General features: G+C 71.7%; 15 protein-coding genes. 7 read left to right on the top strand and 8 right to left on the bottom strand.

Annotation, left to right across the window (positions count from 1 at the left end; translation table 11 throughout):
* The first annotated feature begins 215 nt into the window (after nt 1-215).
* From IOD14_RS37755 to IOD14_RS37745, 3 genes are all read left to right on the top strand, one after another.
* On the top strand, nt 216-677 hold the full coding sequence (locus IOD14_RS37755) for a single-stranded DNA-binding protein (RefSeq protein WP_123989311.1): 462 nt from the start codon (nt 216-218) through the stop codon (nt 675-677).
* A gap of 309 nt (nt 678-986) precedes the next feature.
* Nucleotides 987-2,399: a TQXA domain-containing protein gene (locus tag IOD14_RS37750; protein WP_212672651.1), complete on the top strand. Its 1,413-nt coding sequence runs from the start codon at nt 987-989 to the stop codon at nt 2,397-2,399.
* Between the two features lie 33 nt (nt 2,400-2,432).
* Nucleotides 2,433-2,798 (top strand): hypothetical protein, encoded by a 366-nt coding sequence (locus IOD14_RS37745; RefSeq protein ID WP_212672650.1) that lies wholly within the window; start codon nt 2,433-2,435, stop codon nt 2,796-2,798.
* Nucleotides 2,799-2,974: 176 nt separating this feature from the next.
* On the opposite strand, the gene IOD14_RS37740 is transcribed toward IOD14_RS37745, so the two are convergent.
* From IOD14_RS37740 to IOD14_RS44940, 4 genes are all read right to left on the bottom strand, one after another.
* A complete protein-coding gene (locus IOD14_RS37740) occupies nt 2,975-3,823 on the bottom strand; it encodes a hypothetical protein (RefSeq protein ID WP_212672649.1) in 849 nt (282 codons plus the stop codon).
* Nucleotides 3,824-3,902: 79 nt separating this feature from the next.
* Complete coding sequence (locus IOD14_RS37735) at nt 3,903-4,283, bottom strand: hypothetical protein (protein WP_123989307.1); 381 nt, start codon at nt 4,281-4,283, stop codon at nt 3,903-3,905.
* A 458-nt stretch (nt 4,284-4,741) separates the two neighbouring features.
* Complete coding sequence (locus IOD14_RS37730) at nt 4,742-7,807, bottom strand: tetratricopeptide repeat protein (protein ID WP_212672648.1); 3,066 nt, start codon at nt 7,805-7,807, stop codon at nt 4,742-4,744.
* Nucleotides 7,808-8,139: 332 nt separating this feature from the next.
* Entirely contained in the window at nt 8,140-8,436 is a 297-nt protein-coding gene (locus IOD14_RS44940) for a hypothetical protein (RefSeq protein WP_349252445.1), read from the bottom strand.
* On the opposite strand from IOD14_RS44940, the gene IOD14_RS37725 reads away from it, so the two are divergent.
* A complete protein-coding gene (locus IOD14_RS37725) occupies nt 8,435-10,672 on the top strand; it encodes a tetratricopeptide repeat protein (protein WP_349252444.1) in 2,238 nt (745 codons plus the stop codon). The genes IOD14_RS44940 and IOD14_RS37725 overlap by 2 nt on opposite strands.
* 28 nt (nt 10,673-10,700) lie before the next feature.
* Here IOD14_RS37725 and IOD14_RS37720 read toward each other — a convergent pair whose 3' ends face one another.
* On the bottom strand, nt 10,701-11,045 hold the full coding sequence (locus IOD14_RS37720) for a hypothetical protein (RefSeq protein ID WP_123989305.1): 345 nt from the start codon (nt 11,043-11,045) through the stop codon (nt 10,701-10,703).
* A gap of 275 nt (nt 11,046-11,320) precedes the next feature.
* Nucleotides 11,321-12,574 (bottom strand): hypothetical protein, encoded by a 1,254-nt coding sequence (locus IOD14_RS37715; protein ID WP_174269140.1) that lies wholly within the window; start codon nt 12,572-12,574, stop codon nt 11,321-11,323.
* A gap of 251 nt (nt 12,575-12,825) precedes the next feature.
* On the opposite strand from IOD14_RS37715, the gene ettA reads away from it, so the two are divergent.
* The 3 genes from ettA to IOD14_RS37700 are packed head-to-tail and all read left to right on the top strand — an operon-like array spanning nt 12,826 to nt 15,571.
* Nucleotides 12,826-14,490 (top strand): energy-dependent translational throttle protein EttA, encoded by a 1,665-nt coding sequence (gene ettA / locus IOD14_RS37710; RefSeq protein ID WP_118082639.1) that lies wholly within the window; start codon nt 12,826-12,828, stop codon nt 14,488-14,490.
* 2 nt (nt 14,491-14,492) lie between these two features.
* Entirely contained in the window at nt 14,493-14,906 is a 414-nt protein-coding gene (locus tag IOD14_RS37705) for a thioesterase family protein (protein WP_123989304.1), read from the top strand.
* On the top strand, nt 14,903-15,571 hold the full coding sequence (locus IOD14_RS37700) for a hypothetical protein (RefSeq protein WP_123989303.1): 669 nt from the start codon (nt 14,903-14,905) through the stop codon (nt 15,569-15,571). The genes IOD14_RS37705 and IOD14_RS37700 overlap by 4 nt, the downstream gene beginning before the upstream one ends.
* Before the next feature lie 305 nt (nt 15,572-15,876).
* Here IOD14_RS37700 and IOD14_RS37695 read toward each other — a convergent pair whose 3' ends face one another.
* Entirely contained in the window at nt 15,877-16,836 is a 960-nt protein-coding gene (locus IOD14_RS37695; RefSeq protein WP_212672647.1) for an ABC transporter ATP-binding protein, read from the bottom strand.
* 128 nt (nt 16,837-16,964) lie between these two features.
* Nucleotides 16,965-19,685, bottom strand: a complete 2,721-nt coding sequence (locus tag IOD14_RS37690; protein ID WP_212672646.1) for an ABC transporter permease — start codon at nt 19,683-19,685, stop codon at nt 16,965-16,967.
* Between the last annotated feature and the right edge of the window lie 63 nt (nt 19,686-19,748).

The following is a 19,748-nucleotide window of genomic DNA, read 5'->3' as shown; positions in this document are numbered from 1 at the left end:
CGTGGCGGCGGTGGGGTGACGGGTGTTCCTGTGGACCGGGTCCCTCGTTCGGGTGGTGGGGTTTTCCACAACCCGTGGACGGTCCACAGGGCGCAGCGGGCTCGGCCCGGCGGAGGCAGTCTGGCTTCGCGGCGATCGCGGTGACGTGGTCGGCACGCAGACAGCAGCGGCCGTACGGGACGGGCCCGTACGCATGTCCGGGAGGGATTCCAGCGATGAACGAGACGATGATCTGCGCGGTGGGCAACGTGGCGACACAGCCGGTGTACCGGGAGTTGGCGACGGGTGCGTCGGTGCGGTTCCGGCTGGCGGCGACGGCGCGCTATCTGGACCGCGAGAAGAACGAATGGACGGACGGGCACACCAACTTCTTCACGGTGTGGGCCAATCGCCAGCTCGCCACGAACGTGTCGGGGTCGATCAACGTGGGTGATCCCGTGGTCGTCCAGGGGCGGCTGAAGGTGCGTTCGGAGGTGCGCGAGGGCCAGCCGGCCTGGACCTCGGCCGACATCGACGCGGTGGCGATCGGGCACGATCTCGCGCGCGGCACCTCGGCGTTCCGGCGCACCCAGCGGCCGGAGAGCTCCGTCGCGGGGGCCTCCGCGCAGCCGGAACCGGCCTGGGAGACACCGCCGGGCGAGGCCGCGGACCGACAGGAAGCCGTCGCGGTGACGTGACGTCAGCCGAAGCGCGACGGCTCCGACCGAAGCGCGACGACGGCTCCGACCGTAGCGCGACGGCTCCGACCGAAGTGCGGCTTATCGGCGAATGCGCCCCGGACATCTCCGGTCGATTTGTCGATAAGCCATACGGATGAAGGGTCTGCGCGATAACGATTCCGAGTCGGATCGATCTTCCGACCGCATCCCCGGGAAGAGCGGGGCGGCCGCGTCCCTAGGATGCCGAACACAGCTCCCGGGGCTATTGATTCCGCTGGTGGGACCGCCACCCCGCTCGTCAACGGGTCCTGTTCGAAGGGGAATTCCGTGTTTTCTGCGTTCTCTGCGCTGTCCGTGCGCGGACGGGGGGCGGCTCGCCTCGCGGCCGTCACGTTCGTCTCCGGCCTGCTCGCCGCCGGTGCGACGGTGGCCGTCGCCGACACGGCGTCGGCGGACGAGGCGGCGCAGAACCAGAGAGGGGCGACCGCCACCATAGGGGGCCTGAAGACCTACGGTGACGCGGTCATACACGACACCGACGGCGATCTGCAGGTGCCGGCCGGGCTGTTCGAGATGTCCGTCGAGGGCGGCGGAACGCTGCAGACGTACTGCGTCGACCTCTACAACCCCACGCAGAAGGACGCCAAGTACCACGAGACCGACTGGAGCGGCACCTCGCTCGGCACCAACAAGGACGCCGGCAGGATCCGTTGGATCCTGGAGAACTCATACCCCCAGGTCAACGATCTCGCTTCCCTCGCCGCCAAGGCCGGTATCGCGGCCGGCCTGACCGAGCAGGACGCGGCGGCCGGCACCCAGGTGGCGATCTGGCGCTACTCGGACCACGCCGACGTCGACGCCGCCGACCCGCAGGCCGAGAAGCTCGCGGACTACCTGCAGAAGAGCGCCCGTGACGTCGTGGAGCCGGCGGCCTCGCTGACGCTCGACCCGCCCGCGGTCTCCGGCCACCCCGGCGAGCTGCTGGGCCCGGTGACGGTGCACACCAACGCGGCCGGTGTCACGGTCACGCCGCCGGCGGACGCGGCCACGAGCGGCGTGCGGATCGTCGGCAAGGACGGCAAGCCGCTGACCTCGGCAAGCAACGGCAGCGAGCTCTACTTCGACGTCCCCGAGGACGCGGCGGCGGGTTCGGCGGACCTCACCGTGCAGGCCTCGACCACCGTGCCGGTCGGCCGGGCGTTCGCCTCCGAGAGCCGGAGCCAGACCCAGATCCTCGCCGGCTCCAGCGAGTCGACGGTCTCGGCTGCGGCGAGCGCGACCTGGGCGAAGCAGGGTGCCGTACCGGCCCTCTCCGCCGCCCGGAACTGCACCGAGGGCGGCCTGGACATCACGGCCGTCAACCAGGGCGACGAGGAGTTCGCGTTCGAGCTGATGGGCACGGAGTACGCCATCGCGGCGGGCGAGTCCCGCACGGTGACGGTCCCGCTGCAGGAGGACCAGGCGTACGACTTCACGATCACCGGACCCGACGGTCTCGCCAAGCGCTTCACCGGCGTCCTCGACTGCCGCACCCGCAGCAGCGAGACGGGCGCCACGACCCAGACCCTCAGCGAGCCCAGCCCCGCCACGGTGGCCGTGCCCACCACCGACGTCAACCTCGCCGAGACCGGCGGCTCCGCCACGACGCCGCTGATCGCCGGTACCGCGATCGCCCTGGTGGTGATCGGCGGCGGCTTCCTGGTCCTCACGGGCAGGAAGCAGAACCGGGCGCAGGACTGACCGTGGCGCGTCGGTGACGGGCAGAATGGCGTCATGACCAAGCGATCCGCATCACCGGCGCGTCACAGCTCCTCGGACTCCGTGCTGTCCCTGTGGTCACAGGACTCGGTGCTGTCGATCGGGTCGGTGGGTTCGGTGCTGTCCATCGGCTCCGTGGGCTCGGCCCTCTCGGTCGGCTCGATCGGCAGCGCCCTGTCCGTCGGCTCCATCGGTTCGGCGCTGTCCCTGATCTCGGCGGGCTCCTGGCTGAGCACGGGGTCGCTGCTGTCGGCACAGTCGAAGTGGTCGGTGCTGTCGTGGCGGACGTCCGGCGGGCTGATGCGCTCCGCGGGGGCGGCCGGGGCGGTGGCGGTGGGCGCCGCCGTGTGGCTGGCGGTGCGGAGCGGAGCCGACGACTAGAGGGCGCTCGCCGCCGTCGGGGCCGGTAGCCCGCCAAGGCTGCGGAGGGTTCGAGGTCGCGGACCGGCCTGGTCCCGGGGCGGCAGGCGGGCGGGCCGCGCCCGACAGGGGCTCGCGGGTGCGGGCGTCGACGTGTTCCGGGTCCCGAGAGGGTCGGGTGCTCCGTTCGGGGCCGCTCAGAGGTCGCGGCTGCGGTGATCCGCGCCGTTCAGGAGGTCGGCGTAGCTGCGGGCCTGTGCGGAGGCGTTGCGATGCCAGTCGCACTGGGTGCGGTGTTCCTCGGCGAGTGAGGGCTCGGCGGTGACGAGCTGGTCGTAGACATTGGCGATCTCGCTGTGCACGGCCGCGATGGCGAGCCGGTTGGCGCGTACGGCGTCCGCGTGGCCCCGGTGGGCGTCGATGGCGAGGGGATCGTCACCGATGGGGGAGTTGGCGGGGCCGTGCGCGTGCAGCGCGCTGTAGGCCTCGTTGAGCTTCGTGGCCCGTGCGTCCAGTTTCGTGCGCCGGGTGTGCAGAGCGGCACCGCGGACCCGCAGGCCGGCCTCGTAGGCGTGCGAGCCGGGAAACCGGACGGCGTCCAGTCCCGAGGTGACCGCGTGCGGCCGGTCGGGGCGCAGCGCGGCGTACCGGGCGTCGGCCTCTGCCGCCACCTCCAGTGTCTTCAGGTGCGGCGGCAGGGCGCTGCGGCCGATGGCCGCCCAGGCGTGCACATCGCTGTACCACTTCTCGTGGGCGGACTGCCGGGTGACTCCGGCGACCTCCCCGATCTCGGCCCAGGTGGTTCCCCGTTCCCGCTCGGCCACCACGGCCTCCCGCACCACGTCCTCGGTCCGGCGCTGGAGCTTCAGCGCCGTACGCAGGAGTTCCCCGGGCTCGGCCTCGGGCTCGACGGGCACGGCGTCGAGCACGGCGTCGGCGAGCTGGCGCAGCGTGAGGGCGAGGGCGACCCGGGACTCGTCGCGGGGGGAGAGCCGGTGGAGATCGGGGGCGGCCGAGGAGGGCGAGTGGTCAGAGGCATCCGGCATGGCGTCAGGCTATCCCTGACGGCGTTCCGGTGGAGGGCTGTTCGTCCCGGTCACGAGTGCCGGACCGGGCTGCCCGGGCTCACCGGTCGCCGGGTGGTGGGGCGTTGAAGGTGATGCCGGAGAAGTCGCGCCCCTGCACGACCGGTCCGCTCTGGGTGCCGCCGCTGACGGTGTTGTGCGTGTCCCCGTCCCCGGTGCGCAGCAGGTGCGCCTGCTGCTGCCAGTGCGTCAAGTGCGCACGGAACGAAGGGTCCTGCTCGGCACGGCGGTTCAGGGCCGCACTGAGCGCCCGCGCCCGCTCCATGTCCTGCGGGTCCTCAGACAGGGCGGTCAGTTCGGCCTCGCCGGTCGCCGGGCCGGTACGCACCAACCCGCGCAGTGCCGACCAGAGTTGACGCCCCATCTCACCGCCCGCTCCGGTCGCCGCCGCCACGAGAAGGCTCGCCGAGATCGGATCCATGCCAGTACCCCCAGTCGCGCAACGGAGTCGAACGCGTCGGCAGGTACGTCATCGTCCCAGAGCCGGCGCCGACAGGAGCGATCACCATCGGCCACATCCGGGGGCCGGTGCCCGGTACCGATCCACGAGACGGGTACCGGACACCGGGCGGATCATATGCCGTAGTACGCCGTACCGTGACTGCTGGCAATCACGTATGCAATGCAGGTCAGTACCACGACATGGTGCAGGTATCTCACGAAGCCTTTTACCTTTCGTTCTTTCAAGGAGCGCCGGGCTGTGCCTGAAGTGCGGGCAAGGCACAACAGCGGCCAGGAGTGGCAGCGGAAGTGCCTCGTCGCACGCAGGAACATTAGCGTGTCGATCGAGTGTGTGTGCGCCTGATGGCAGACCGGGTCGAACGACGCTCTGGTTTACGCGCGTACCCCTATACCCGGCAGCGCCCCGACGGGAATTGGCTAGGCCGGGACTTCGCCACGCAGTTCGGCGAGGAGACCCGCGGCCCGGACCTCTTCGGCACCGGCTCCGATGCTCCGGCTCACCGCCAGGCTCTGTTCCAGGTGGGCCAGGGCCCGGGTGGTGAGCCCGGCGTCCCGTTCGGCCAGGGCCAAGTCGTAGAGCACCTCGGCCTCCTCGCCCGCCGCCTGAATGGCACGTGTCATCTCAAGTGCGGCGATGTGCTGGCGGAGGGCCTCCTCGGTGCGGCCCGCCTTGCGGTGCGCCCGGCCGATGCGCGTGAGCGCGATGGCCTCGGCGCGCCGGTCTCCGACGTCGCGCAGCACCGGGAGGGCCAGGCCGTACAGCGTGAGGGCTTCATCGGCTCTGCCGAGCGCGTCCAGCACGGACGCCATGTTCATCTGGAGTGTCGCCCGGTCGCGCGGATTCCCCATCCGCTCCGCCACAACCACTGCTTGCCGATAGGCGAGCTCCGCCGCCTTCGGGTTTCCTGCTCTTTTGTGGAGTTCCGCGATGTTGTTCAGTGCGCTGTATTTTCCCCGCTCGTCTCCTATCTCCGTGAAATCGCTCAGTGCCGAGGTGAAGTGCGCCAGGGCCTTCTCGTTCTCGGCCAGGTGGAGGAGATTTATTCCAAGTAAATTGCGGCAGCGCGCGATGCGGAGCGGATCGCCTGTTTGCGAAAGGAAATTCAGAGATTCCTGCAGGAGGGATCGGGCAGACCTGTACTGCCCTGTCTGCCACAGGGGGATCGAGAGCTGGTGCACACACTCGCACTCCAGGTCCCGGTCCCGCAGTGACCGCGCGATACCGAGCGCCTCCTGTGCGGTCGAGATCGCCCGGTCGTAACGGGAGCCGTGGGTGTGCACCGCGCAGAGGTCGAGCAGGGCTCGCACCCTGGCTGGACTGTCACCTGCGGCGTCCCAGTGAGCGGCGGCCCGTATCAGCAGCGGCTCGGCTGCCGCGAGGTGTCCCTCCATGTCCAGGAATCCCGCCAACACATGGACGGAAAGGGCGAGTTGCTGTTCGGTGCCATGGTGTACAAGCCAGTTCAAAGTGTCCAGAAGATTGGCCGACTCGGTGATCAGCCATTGTTCCGCCGACTGTGCGTCGACGATTTCCGGACAGGGTGCGGGGGTGGGATCACCGTCGTCGAGATCGGTGCGCGAACGGAAGGGATAGGCCAGCCGGTCGGCCCGGTCCGCGGTGTGAAGGTAGTGCTTCACCAGGCTTTGTACGGCCTGTCGGACATCGTCCTCGGATTCGGTGCCGCCCGATTCGATCAACGTTCTGGCGTAGTCCCGTAAAAGATCATGCATGGTGAAACGGTGGGGAACGGGCTCGGCCACGAGGTGATGGGCCAGCAGTTCCTCGAGTACGTGTTCAGCCGTCGTCTGGGGGAGTCCGGTGAGGGCGGCGATCGCCCCAGGCCCGAAATCCACCCCCACGTGCAGCCCGATCCGGCGGAAGACCAGCTGCTGCTCGGCGTTCAGGGCCTCGTAGGAGATCGCGAAGACCTGGGTCAACGTCCGGTCGAGGTCGCGGAGTTGCGTCAGGTGGCCACGGCCCTCGCCCAGCTGGCGCAACAGATCGGACGTGGTCCACGAGGCGCGGGCGAGCAAGCGGCTCGCGGCGATCTCGATCGCCAATGGGAGGTGTCCGCAGATCCGGACGATCTCCGCCACCTCCGCGGGATCCGTGTCGCGTGCTCGGCCCAGTCGCTGTGCGAAGAGCTCCGCCGCGTCCTCGGGGGGCAGTACGTCGAGCGAGACCGGCCGTACGCCCGGCAGTCCGGGCAGCCTTCGGCGGCTGGTCACGACGACCGCCGTGGGGGACGCCCCCGGCAGAAGGGGGCGGATCTGCTCGGAGGAGGTCGCGTCGTCGAGGATCACCAGCATCCGGCGGTCCCGGGCCATCGAGCGCCACAGCGCGACCAACTCGTCCAGTTCTTTTGGTAGTTCCTTGGTGGCCAGGCCGAGCAGCCGCAGCAGTTCGGTGAGGGCGCGAGCCGGGGTCGGCGGTGTCCGGTCGGTGGAACAGCCGCCGAGGTGAAGGTGGATGCGGCCGTCCGGGAAGCGGTCACGTAATCGATGGGCCAGGTGGACGGCGAGGGCGCTTTTCCCGACCCCGCCCATTCCGTGGATCGCCTCGACGGTGACGACGTCCGAGCCTCCCCGTCCCTCGCAGAGCGCTGCCGTGAGCCGCCGCAGTTCATCGCGCCGTCCGGCCCACGGGACATCGCGCGGCAGGTTGTCCGGGACCCGGCGGGTCGGCCGCGGGGGGCGTCCGTCCTCGGCCCCGGCGCGGGGGAGGAGGTCCCTGGCAGGGGTGCCTGCCAGGATTCCCTGGTGGACCCGGTGCAACCCGTGGCCGGCGTCGAGGCCGATGTCGCGGACCACGCGCTGCCGGGTCCGTTGGAGCAGCCTGGTCGCCTCGGCCGTACGGTTGCTGCCGTGCAGGGCGACGGCGAGCCGTTCGGCCAGGGCCTCGTCCACGGGGTGTGCCTCGGCGAGTGGCAGCAGCACGGGTACGGCGTCGCTGAACTTCCCCGCGTCCAGCAGGATTTCGGCTCTGGTCATGGCGGCGACGAGCCCGGTCTCGCGCACGGCGGCGCGCAGATGCTCGGCCCAGGACCCGGTGATCCCGGCCAGCGGCTCGCCGTGCCACAGCGCCTCCGCCCGGTCCAGCAGGCGCAGGCCGGACTCCTCGTCGCCGTTGTCCCGCAGCGAACGGGCTCGCTCCACGCAGCTCGTGTAGCAGCGCAGGTCCACCCGTTCCGGATCGACCTCCAGGGCGTACGAGTTCGTGCGGCTGACGATCGGGGGTGCGTCGCCCCCGGCCATGCGCAGGGCGCCCCGGATGCGGGAGATGTGGGCATGGAGCGCTTCCCGGGCCTTGGCGGGCGGATGCTCGTCCCAGATGCGGTGGATCAGGGTGTCCACGCTCACCGTGCGACCCGCGTCCCAGGCCAGAGCGGCGAGCGTCAAGCGTGTCTTGGTCGATCCGAGATCGCTGCGGCGGCCCGCCGTTCGGATCTCCACCGATCCCGAAAGCCTGATCTCGAACTCCACCAGCGTCCTCCCCGCCGGTAGAACCTGTGCTTGCCGAGCATTCGAGAGTGTCATGGACCTGGCGCGAATGACCATAAGGGGGCGCTATGAGCTCAAAGTTGACTGATAAATAGCCGTATTGGTTCACATCTTGTCCGCGGTGGGGAGGGGGCTCCCGTGGGGCCGGAAGGAGTTGTGTACGTGCGTGCTTTCTCCTCGGACGAACCGGAGGCGTTGCCGGCGGCCATGGCCGCGTGCGGCGCCGACCCGGAGTCACCCGCTTGGCGCGAACTGGCCAGGGTGTTGGACACCGCGATCCGAGTGGACCCTTCACTGACACGCCTCTGGCCCCCTCACCGGGTGCGGGGGCGACCGGTCGAGGCGGCGCTCTGGCAGAAACTGGCCGAGGAACTCAGCGAGTTGGCGGCGCGCGACCGGGCGACAGGGCAGGCGCTGGCCGAGTGGCTGCACGACCACCCCGGCCCCACGCCGACGCCACCGGTATCGGCCTCCACGCCACCCGCGTCCGAGCCGATGTCCCCCGCGTCGGCTCCTGTGGCATCCGCGTCCGAGCCGATGTCCCCCGCGTCGGCTCCTGTGCCGTCCGCGTCCCAGCCGGCCTCCCCGGCATCGGCTCCCGTGCCACCCATGTCCCAGCCGCCGTCCCCCGCATCGGTCCCCTCACCACCCACACCCCTGGGGACACCGCCCGCATCCGTCCCCGCACCCCTCGCCCCCGCGGCGACCTCCAACGTCATCGGCGGCAGTTCCGTGGTCCACGGCCCCAGCGTCCAGGCCCGGGACATCCACGGCGGCATTCACTTCCACGCGCCCGCCCCCGCGGCGCCGCCCCACCGCCCCGTTCCCCGTCAACTGCCGCCGGTGACCGCACGGTTCATCGGTCGGGAGGCGGACCGGCGAGCACTCGACGCCCTGCGTGCCCAACGGCCCGCGCACGCGGCGCAGGTCCTGGTGGTCAGCGGGCTCGCGGGCGTCGGAAAGACGACCTTCGCCGCCCACTGGCTCCACGAGCACGCCGACAGTTTTCCCGACGGCCTCCTCTACGCCGACCTCGGCGGCCGGAGCACCCTCGGCGAGAGCGGACCCGTCTCCCCGGCCACCGTCCTCGAAGCCTTCCTGATCGCACTGGGCGCCTCCTCGGTGCCGGCCGGAACTGCGCAGCGCAGCGCGCTGTGGCGTTCCACGACCTCGCAGCTGCGGCTGGCCGTCCTCCTGGACAGCGCGTTCACGGCCGCTCAGGTACGCCCGCTCCTGCTCGGCACACCGACCGGACTCACCGTGGTGACCAGCAGGAACAACCTGACCGGACTGCGCGTGGACGGCGCCTTTGTGCACCGGCTGGAGGGGCTGCCCACCGCGTCTGCCGTGGAGCTCCTCGCCGTCGGCGGCGGGACCCGCGTGGCACGGGAGCCTGCCGCCGCGCGTGAGGTGGTCAGACTGTGCGGCCGCCTGCCCCTGGCTGTGGCCCTGGCCTCCGCCCAGCTGGCCCTGCGCCCCCACCGCTCCGTGTCCGCCCTGGCCGACAGCCTCGCCCGCGGGCGGGGCGCTGTCGACGCGCTGCGCGTGGACGGGGAGGCCGTGATGCGCACGGCGCTCGATCTGTCGTACGCCGTCCTCCCGGACGAGAGCCGTGCGCTCTATCGCCGGATGGGACTGCTGCCCGCCGACCGCCACGACCTCTCGCTGCTGATCGCCCTCGCGGGCGACGGGGAAGGACAGGACGAGGAGGGCGACACCGCCGAGGCCGCCGACATCGCCGTCGGCGCGCTCGTGGAGTCGAACCTGCTGGAGGAGACGGGTCCGAGCACCTATCGCTTCCATGACCTCGTCCAGCCGCACGCCCGCCGGCTCGGCGAAGAACGAGAGGACCCCGGCCCGCGCGAACGCACCCTGCGGCGGTTCGTCGACTGGTGTCTGGCCACCGCCGCGTCGGCGGAGGGCATCCTCACCCCCAGCCACCGGCTGCCCGGGCACGACCTCCCCGCGGGGACGGCGCCCGCGACCCCGCTCGACGGCCCCGAGGCGGCACTGACCTGGCTGGACACGCACCGCCACGGACTGATGGGCGCCGTACGCCTTTCGGCCCGGCTCGGCTGGGACTCCTCCTGCTGGCGTCTGACGGACCTCATGTGGCCTCTTTTCCTGCGGCTGCGCCCTTCGGAAATGTGGATCGAGGCGCATCGCCTCGGCCTCGAAGCGGCACGCCGGAGCGGATCGAGGCAGGGCGAGGGCCGCATGCTCACCTCCGGCGCGATCGGGCTGCGCAACGCGGGCCGGTACCCGGAAGCGGCCCAGTGGTACCGGCAGGCGCTGGAGCTGGCCAGGGCGGACGACGACGTACGTCAACAGGCGCAGGCCCTGAGCGGACTGGGACACGTCGGACTCCTGGCCCACCGGCTCGACGAGGCACGCGAGCACTTCGAGCACGCCCTGCGGCTCAGGGAGTCGATCGGCTACCGGCGCGGCGCCGCCCTCTCCCGGCGGCGCCTGGGCGAGACAGCGCTCGCCGCCGGCGACCTGGCCACGGCCGCCGAGCAACTGCGCCGGGCAGGTACCGAGCTGGACGGGATGGGAGAGACGTACGAGGCGACCCGCGTCCTGGCCCTTCTCGGCCATGTCCTGGAGCGTGGCGGGGACATGGACGGCGGGGAGCGGCGGCTGCGGGAGGCGCTCGCGCGCTTCCGGTCCGGAGACGCCCGGTCCGAGCACTGGGAGGCACGCTGCCTGGAATGGCTCGGCCAGGCCGCCGAGGCGCGGGGTGATCAAGAGGAATCGATACGCCACTACGAGGCCGCCCGCGCTCTGTTCCGCCGTCTGAGCCCCGAGGACGCGCAGCGCCTGGACGACCGGCCGCGGCAGCGGTGATCACCGCCGCGGCCGGCTGTCCCACCGGTCAGCGGGATGGCACCGGAGCCAGGGAGAGCAACGCGCCCGGTGATCTCCCGGAGACCGTCCACGCGTGCACGACCGAGACGACCGCGTGCGGCGGCGGAGCGTCGGCCCTGCCTCGTGTCGGCCGCACGAAGGACACGGCGCCCGTTCTCTCCCGTACCCCGACGACACAGGTCGTGGCCGTGTCGGGCACGGCGGCGGCAAGGCAGCCGGGACGACCGTCCAGCAACGCGCGCACCCGCCGACGTGCCGCCCCGGTCGGCAGCGGTTCCCGGCTCACCAGTACGTCGGCGTGCATCACGAGCTCGGCCCGTGCCGGGCTGTCCGCGTCCACCCACAGGTGCACGTCGCAGGGAAACGGGCCGTTGGGACCGTGCGCGCAGGGCACGGGATACGGATGTCCGCGGTCCCCCGTGGACGGGGACAGCGGATCGGACCGTACGAGAACCGCACCGTGCGCCGTGTCCGAACGCCAGACGAGGAGAGACGACCGCTCGTGCGAGCCGTCATGAGAGAGAGCCGGAGCGGGCGAGCCGCCACGGCGATGTGTCCCACCTGACCGTGCCGCGCGGAAGCACACCGTGGACCACCCGGCGTCCGGAATCGGGCGCGGGGCGCTCGTCATGCCGCACCGCTGCCCGCGCGGATCTCCCACCTGGTCAGCGGCGGTGGCGGCGGAGGTGCCGCGACAAAGGGCGGACGAGCGGGTTCCCCCAGCCCGAGCAGGCCGTAGAGGACCGAGCGCATCCGCCGGTGGAACCGGCCCGGCGCCGACGAGAGCGAGGCGGCGACATGGTCGTACTGCCCCGGGCGGTGCAGCTGTGCCGCGTAGTCCAGCTGCTCCGCGAGCGGATACCCCGGGGAGACCACGGGCGCCACGGCCGACAGCAGGGCCGCCGGGGAGTGGGCGGACACCTCGCGGCGGGGCCCGGCGGTCAGCAGCAGCGTCGCGTCCGTGAGGGTGCCGTACGCGGTCAGCGATCCGTGGTCCCCGATGATCCAGTCGGCCGCGATCAGCAGTGCCTGCCAGTCGGCCTCCGGCGGGACGACCGCGAGCCCTCGGTCCCGGCAGCAGGACAGCCAGCCGTGCACCTGCCGGGTGCCGTGGCCCGCGAACACGTTGGGATGGACCAGCATCGCGACGCGGTGGCCGTCGCCCGGCAACTGGCCGAGCAGCTGCGGCAGCAGGGAGTCGAGCCGCCCGAACGTCGAGGCAGGTCCCCAGGTGGACGTGACGACCACGAGCCGCTGCCCGTCCTCGATGCCGAGCGCACGGCGGTAGACATCGCGACGAGGTCGGCCCGCCATGATCCGGTCGACGCACGGATCGCCCGCCACATGGGCCACGGCCAACGCCTCCGGGCAGGACCGGGAGAGTTCGTCCAGGTCCCGGTCGTGGGCGTAGACGATCGCCGCCGGGACCAGCCGTCCCTCGTGCAGCAGATGCCGGCGGCTCAGCATCCCGGGCGGCCTCGGCTCTCCCGGCGCCAGCGCGGTGACGTCGGTGAGCAGTTTGATCTGGCCCGCCCCGTGCGAGATGCGTACGACGGGAGCCCGCAGTTCGTGCACTCCGCGGGAGCCCGCGGCGAGCGCCAGGTCGAACTCGGCCCGCAGTGCCTCCTCCCAGGGCACCGCGCTGATGCCCAGGCTCTCCAGGAACTCGGTGGTCCCGTTGCCGAAGGCGTGCGGTGCGACCGTGAAGACCAGTTGGACGCGCAGGTCGGTCTCCAGGAGTTCGAAGACCTCGCGCAGCCGTTGGGCGAAGGTCACGGTGTGCACGACGACCAGGACCCGCTTGCAGTCCCGTACGGTCAGCCAGTGCCCCTGCTCGATCAGTGCTGATCTCGTCGTTCCGACAGACACGCGATCCCCCATCGCTCGTCGCGACGTACAACGGACGGCAGGGGAGTTCCCGGCGCACACAGCGCTTTCCTTGCATGTCTCTTGCAGCACCCTTGCGCGGGTGGGCGGGGTACGGAGGGCCGGGGCGGACACCGCACCGCCGCCCCCGACGAACCCCCAGGTCACAGCCCCCCGACCAAACGGGTTACCACCCGAGGGTGGACCTCAGGCAAGATGGGGTGTATCTGCCCACTGCCAGATTTCAAGCTGCCGGACGGTTTCTCTTGGCTGAGTACATCTACACCATGCGCAAGACGCGCAAGGCAATCGGCGACAAGGTCATCCTTGACGACGTCTCGCTGAACTTCCTGCCTGGCGCGAAGATCGGTGTGGTCGGCCCGAACGGTGCCGGTAAGTCGACCATTCTGAAGATCATGGCGGGCCTGGAGCAGCCGTCGAACGGCGATGCCTTCCTGTCGCCCGGGTACACCGTGGGGATCCTGCTGCAGGAGCCGCCGCTGAACGAGGAGAAGACCGTCCTGGAGAACGTCCAGGAAGGTGTCTCCGAGGTCAAGGGCAAGCTCGACCGGTTCAACGAGATCGCCGAGCTGATGGCGACGGACTACTCCGACGCGCTCCTCGACGAGATGGGCAAGCTCCAGGAGGAGCTCGACCACGCCAACGCGTGGGACCTCGACGCGCAGCTCGAGCAGGCCATGGACGCGCTCGGCTGCCCGCCCGGCGACTGGGCCGTCACCAACCTCTCCGGTGGTGAGCGCCGCCGCGTGGCGCTGTGCAAGCTCCTGCTGGAGGCCCCTGACCTGCTGCTTCTCGACGAGCCCACCAACCACCTCGACGCCGAGTCGGTGAACTGGCTGGAGCAGCACCTCGCCAAGTACGACGGCACCATCGTCGCCGTGACCCACGACCGGTACTTCCTGGACAACGTGGCCGGCTGGATCTGCGAGGTCGACCGCGGCCGCCTGCACGGCTACGAGGGCAACTACTCCAAGTACCTGGAGACCAAGCAGACGCGTCTCAAGGTCGAGGGTGCGAAGGACGCCAAGCGCGCCAAGCGGCTCAAGGAAGAGCTGGAGTGGGTGCGGTCCAACGCAAAGGGCCGCCAGGCCAAGTCCAAGGCCCGTCTCGCCCGCTACGAGGAGATGGCCGCCGAGGCCGACAAGATGCGGAAGCTGGACTTCGAGGAGATCCAGATCCCGCCGGGCCCGCGGCTCGGCAGCATCGTCGTCGAGGTCTCCAACCTCACCAAGGGCTTCGGCGACAAGGTGCTCATCGACGACCTCTCCTTCACGCTGCCGCGCAACGGCATTGTCGGGGTCATCGGCCCGAACGGCGCCGGCAAGACCACCCTCTTCAAGATGATCCAGGGCCTGGAGGAGCCGGACTCCGGCACCATCAAGGTCGGCGACACCGTCAAGATCTCCTACGTCGACCAGAGCCGCGCGAACATCGACCCGAAGAAGACCCTGTGGGCGGTCGTCTCCGACGAGCTCGACTACATCAACGTCGGCCAGGTCGAGATGCCGTCCCGTGCGTATGTCTCCGCCTTCGGCTTCAAGGGCCCCGACCAGCAGAAGCCGGCCGGCGTGCTCTCCGGCGGTGAGCGCAACCGCCTCAACCTCGCGCTCACCCTCAAGCAGGGCGGCAACCTGCTGCTCCTCGACGAGCCGACCAACGACCTCGACGTCGAGACCCTCGGCTCGCTGGAGAACGCGCTGCTGGAGTTCCCGGGTGCGGCCGTGGTCGTCTCCCACGACCGCTGGTTCCTGGACCGGGTGGCCACGCACATCCTCGCCTACGAGGGCGAGTCCAAGTGGTTCTGGTTCGAGGGCAACTTCGAGTCGTACGAGAAGAACAAGATCGAGCGGCTCGGCCCGGACGCGGCCCGCCCGCACCGCGCCACCTACAAGAAGCTGACCCGGGGCTGATCTTGCGGCACATCTACCGCTGCCCGCTGCGCTGGGCGGACATGGACGCGTACGGCCACGTCAACAACGTGGTCTTCCTCCGCTACCTGGAGGAAGCCCGTATCGACTTCCTGTTCCGCCCGGAGAAGGACTTCCAGCAGGGGTCCGTGGTGGCACGCCATGAGATCGACTACAAGCGACAGCTCGTCCACCGGCACGCGCCCGTGGACATCGAGCTGTGGGTCACCGAGATCCGCGCGGCGTCCTTCACCATCGCCTACGAGGTGAAGGACGGCGACGAGGTCTACGTCCGGGCCTCGACGGTGATAGTGCCGTTCGACTTCACCGCCCAGCGGCCGCGCCGGATCACCGCGGAGGAACGGGAGTTCCTCGAGGGGTACCGGGACGACGACGAGGAGGAGGCCGTCGCCGCATGACGGTGCTCCACCTTGCCGACGAGGGGGAGGCAGCGGATCTCGCCGCCTTCCTCTCCCGGCTGCTCCGCTACGACCGCTCGGCCGCGGTGCGTCTTCAGGTCACCGGGACCGCGCTCGCCGTCTTCGGACGCCCGCCGTCCTTCGAGGTGCTGGCGATCCGGGCGGTACGCCTGGCCAAGCCGTACGAGAACGGGCTCGACGTCACGCTCGACGTGACCGTGTCCGCGGGTGAGCTCCTGGAGTCCGTCGACGAGAGCGCGGGTACGGCTGTCGTGCCGGCGGCGGTGACCGGGCCGCCGTGGGCCGGGGTGCTGCCGCCGCGGGGTGGATGGCAGGCGGTGACCGGGCTGCCGGAGCCGGAGGCGCTGCGGGCGCTCGTGCACTCCGGGGTCGCCGAATTCCGGTCCCGTACCGAGGAGTTGAGCGCCGAGGAGCGTACCCGGGCCGAACTCGACCGGATCGGGCGGGAGATCTGGTCCCGGACCGTGGGTCCGACGCGGCTGCCCGTGCGGGCCGTGCACGCGGCCCAGTCCCTCGGATTCCTGCGGCCCGGAGGGCAGTTGGCGCTCCTGTCGGCAGGGGCCTGGCTGCGCCTGCGAACCCCCTACGGCTCAATCGCCGTACGCCAGGCAGGACTCGGGACCCTCGACGTCAGCGTGCGCTGACCGTCGCCGGGTGGCCGGGTGGCCGGGTGGCCGGGTGATCGGGTCGCCGGGTGATCGGCCCGGGCGCTCGTCCTGCGTCGGGCCGGGTTTGGATTCGCCGGTATCAGGGTGTGCCTACCCTCGCCGAGCCGCCGAGCCGCCGAGCCGCCGAGCCGCCGAGCCGCCGAGCCGCCGAGCCGCCGAGCCGCCGAGCCGCCGAGCCGCCGAGCCGCCGAGCCGCCGAGCCGCCGAGCCGCCCATTCGCCGAGCCGCCGGGCCGCCCATTCGCCGGGCCGCCGAGCCGCCGCCGGAGGCACCCCGCCCCGTCACCCGTTGCGCTCGCTGTCGTCCGGCCATATGCCGATGTGGTCCGGCTCCAGTTCCAGCGCCACCCTGTCCCGCATGCCCAGCGCCTCGGTGTACTCCTTCGGGAGCTGGAGGCGGCCCGCGCGGTCGAGCATCGCGTACTCCCTCGCCACCAGGGTCTCGTGACCCGTCGCCGCGTCCACCTCGCTGCGGCGCAGGACCTCCGTGGAGGTACGGCCGTCCCTGATGGCCACCGTGCGGCGGACCTCTCCCGCCACGGCCTGGTCGTGGGTGACGATGACGATCGTCGTGCCGAGCTGTTCGTTGGCCTTGCGGAAAGCGGCGAAGATCTGTTCCGCGGTGTGGGAGTCGAGTTCGCCCGTCGGTTCGTCGGCGAGGAGCACAGCGGGGTTGTTGGCCAGCGCGACCCCGATCGCCACGCGCTGCTGCTGGCCGCCCGACATCTGGTGGGGGCGACGGTTGCGGCAGTCCGCCACCTCCAGCAACTCCAGTAGTTCCAGGGCGCGTTCGGTCTGGGCACGGCGGGCCGTCCGGGAGCCGGAGAGCTGGATGGGCAGGGTGATGTTCTGGGCCGCGGTGAGGTAGGGCAGGAGATTGCGGGAGGTCTGCTGCCAGACGAAACCCACGGTCGTGCGGCGGTAGGCCAGTCGGTCCTTCGAGGTCATCGTGAGGAGGTCGTGGCCCGCGACTCTGGCCGCCCCGGCGGTGGGGGTGTCCAGGCCCGCGAGGATGTTCATCAGGGTGGACTTGCCGCTGCCGGACGCGCCCACCAGCGCGAGGAGTTCGCCCTCCCGGACGAGCAGGTCGAGGCCCTGCAGCGCCTGGACCTCCACGCCGTCCGTGGTGAAGATGCGGACGAGCCGGTCGCAGGTGATCAGGGCGTCGTGGCCGTAGGTGGGGCGGTTGCGGGCGGCGGTCGCCTTCTCGGCCAGGTCCGTGAGGGTGGGGTTCGTCGTCATGGGCCGTCTCCTGGACTGTGGTCCGTGGTCATGAGCCGTCTCCTGGACGGTGGTCCGTCGTCATGGGCGTCTCCCGGACGGTGGTCCGGTGTCGGGGCCGGCCGGGGAGTGGGTCTTCGGCAAGGCGGTCACCGGGTCTCACCCGCTCTCAGTTCCCGCACCGACCCCCGTCTCCCCGACCACCACGCCTGTCCGACCCCCACTCCCACCGCCAGCAGCAGCACCGCAAGCGCCGGCACGGCCAGGGACAGGGCGTCCATGCGCAACTCCACGGCCCCCGCGTCGGGTTGGGCCGAAGGGAGGGCGATGGCGGTCAGGTCGATTCCGGGGGAGAGGAGGCGGATCGTGGCCCAACCCGTGAGGGTGCCGCCCACGGCGGCCAGGACCGCCTGGGGCAGGGACTCCAGGATCAGGAGGCGGCGGCCCGCCGCCCGGGTGAGGCCCATCGTGCGGAGGCGGGCCAGCAGCGCCGTGCGTTCGGGGGCCGTGCGGAGCAGGGTGAGGAGGAGGGCCAGGACCGCGTATCCCGTGCCGGCCGCCACCGCCGTCGTGTAGACGCGTTCCGCGCCGGTCTGGAGGGGGGAGTCGACGTAGCGTTCCCGCTCCTCGGACTTCAGGCGCACGGACGCGTCCTTGGGGGCGGCCTTGCGCAGCGCGGCCCCGTCCAGGTTCTCGCCCGTCAGCAGCAGCGCGGTCGGCCGGGCCACCGCCGCGCTCAGCGCCGCGCGGTTCACGACCAGGAAGTCCGTGCCCGCGACTGCCGGGGTGCGTTCGAGGACTTCGTCGATGCGGACGGTGAGAGTGCTGCCGTCCGGGAGCAGGACCGAAAACGGGCGGGTGCCGTAGGTGCGGGCGGTGGCCTCGGAGGCCAGGGCGGGGATCGCCCCGCCGGAGGCCTGCGCCTTCAGCCGGGTCTGTGCGAAGGGGCCCAGGCCCGTCCGTGTCGACAGGGCCGCGTAGTCGCCTGGGTTCACCCCGACCAGCGGCACCGACTGTGCCCCGTCGGTCGGCTTCGCCTCGAAGCTGACGCTCACCGCGGACACTTCGCTCACGCCGGGAGTGCGGCGCACCCGGTCCGGGAGCCCGGACGGGAGCGGGGCCGCCGTCTCCACGCGGGCGTCGGCGCCGACCGACAGCAGGGCCGCGTGGTCGCGGGCCTCCCGCACTCCGGCGAGAACGGAGCCGCCGAAGGCCGCCGTGGTCAGGGCGGTCAGCAGCGCGAGGAGGGGCAGCACGGCGGAGGCCGAGGTGCGGCCCGCGCGGGCCAGGGACAGATGGGCCACCGCCCCGCGAAGGCGGGCGGCGGGGCGGGCGAGGCCCCGCAGCGGCAGCGGGTACAGGCGGACCAGGATCAGTGCGGCGATCACCCCCACCAGCACGGGTGCCAGGGAGACGAGATCGCCGGCCGAACCCGAGGCGCCTCGGCGGCGCAGCGACTCCACCGCCCCGGCCGCCAGCACCAGCAGTGTCAGCTCGGCGACCGTACGGCGCGGGGACGGTCGTACGGCGGAGACGTCCTCGCGGCCGGTGTGGACGCGGACCAGACGGTGGGCGGCCGCGGCGCGCAGGGGGAGGGCCACGCAGGTGACGGCGGTGACCGCGACCGCGGCCCAGACGGCGTGGCCGGTTCGGCCGCCGGGGATCGCGAGCACCGCGGCGGCCAGGCCCAGCGCCCCCGCGGGGACGGCGGCGGCCGCCGTCTCGGCGCAGAGGCGGGCCGTGAGCCCCCGCAGGGAGGCGCCCCGGGCGCGCAGCAGGGTGAGTTCGGAGCGGCGGCGGTCGGCGGTGAGGCCCCCGGCCATCAGCAGGACGACCGCGGCGACCGTGCCGGTGCCGACGGCGGCGACGGCGACGAGCGGGGCCACGCCCGCACGGAGCCGGTCGTAGGCGATGAAGACCTCGTCGAGGTCGGTGGTGACCTCGGTGCTGCCGTACATCTCCGCGAACTCCGTCGACGGACCGTCGACCTCCCGGCGGATCTCCCGCAGCGCCGGACCTGCCTCCAGGGAGGCGATCGCGGACCGCAGGGCCGTCAGGTCGCGGGCCCGCAGGTTCCCCATCTCGGGGGCCAACTGCCAGTAGCGCTCCGGCTTTCCGGAACCGGCGAGCAGGGCGGGGGCGGCCTTCGGGGAGAGCAGCAGGGCGCCGACCCAGTACATGTCGGTGGACGGTATGGGTTCGCGGAGCAGGGCCGGGGTGCGCAGGATGGTCTTCGTGGACCAGTACGCGCCCCGGGGGTCGCGCGGGGTGACGATGCCGGTGACCCGGACGGTGTAGCTGCCGGCGTGGATCACCGAACCGACCTTGATGTGCAGGGACTTGGCCGTCTCAGTGGTGACCGCCGCCTCCAACTCGCTCGTCCCGGAGGTCACTTGGTCGTCGGCGCGCGGCAACCGTCCCTGTGCGACGGAGGAATGGCCGGCGAGATCCGACTGCGCGATCAGTGTCATCCGCGCGGGCTTGCCGGTCGGCATCGGCAGCCACGGGTCCGGCGCCTCGAGGTTCTCACTGGTGCGCACACCGTACGACGACTGGTCCCGGTCGATGACGAGCGGGGCCGGGACCTGTGCGCGGATCTCGGTGTACTGCGAGAGCAGCGCATCGGGGCGCAGGGCGTCCTCGCGCATGCGGGTGGTGTCCAGCGGCGAGGGCGGCGGGGCGTACACCTCGATGCCGGACCGGTCGGGGCGGGCCTGCTCGGCGGCCCGGCGCAGCCCGGTGTCCTCGTAGCGGTCGACCGCGCGGGGGAACGCGGCCGCGAGGCACGCGGTCAGCGCGACCAGCAGTGCGAGCGCGCACGCGGCGCCGGGCGCGGTCCGCAGTCGGGTGCGGACCCAGGGCACGCTCACCCGGGCCCCGGCCCCCGGCGCCGTGCTTCCGGGGCTCTTCGCCTCACCCCTCCTGAAGAACCT

The organism is Streptomyces sp. A2-16 (genome assembly GCF_018128905.1).
GTDB lineage: Bacteria > Actinomycetota > Actinomycetes > Streptomycetales > Streptomycetaceae > Streptomyces.
Note: the sequence above shows the minus strand (reverse complement) of the source record. Positions and strands in the feature narration are given on the sequence as shown.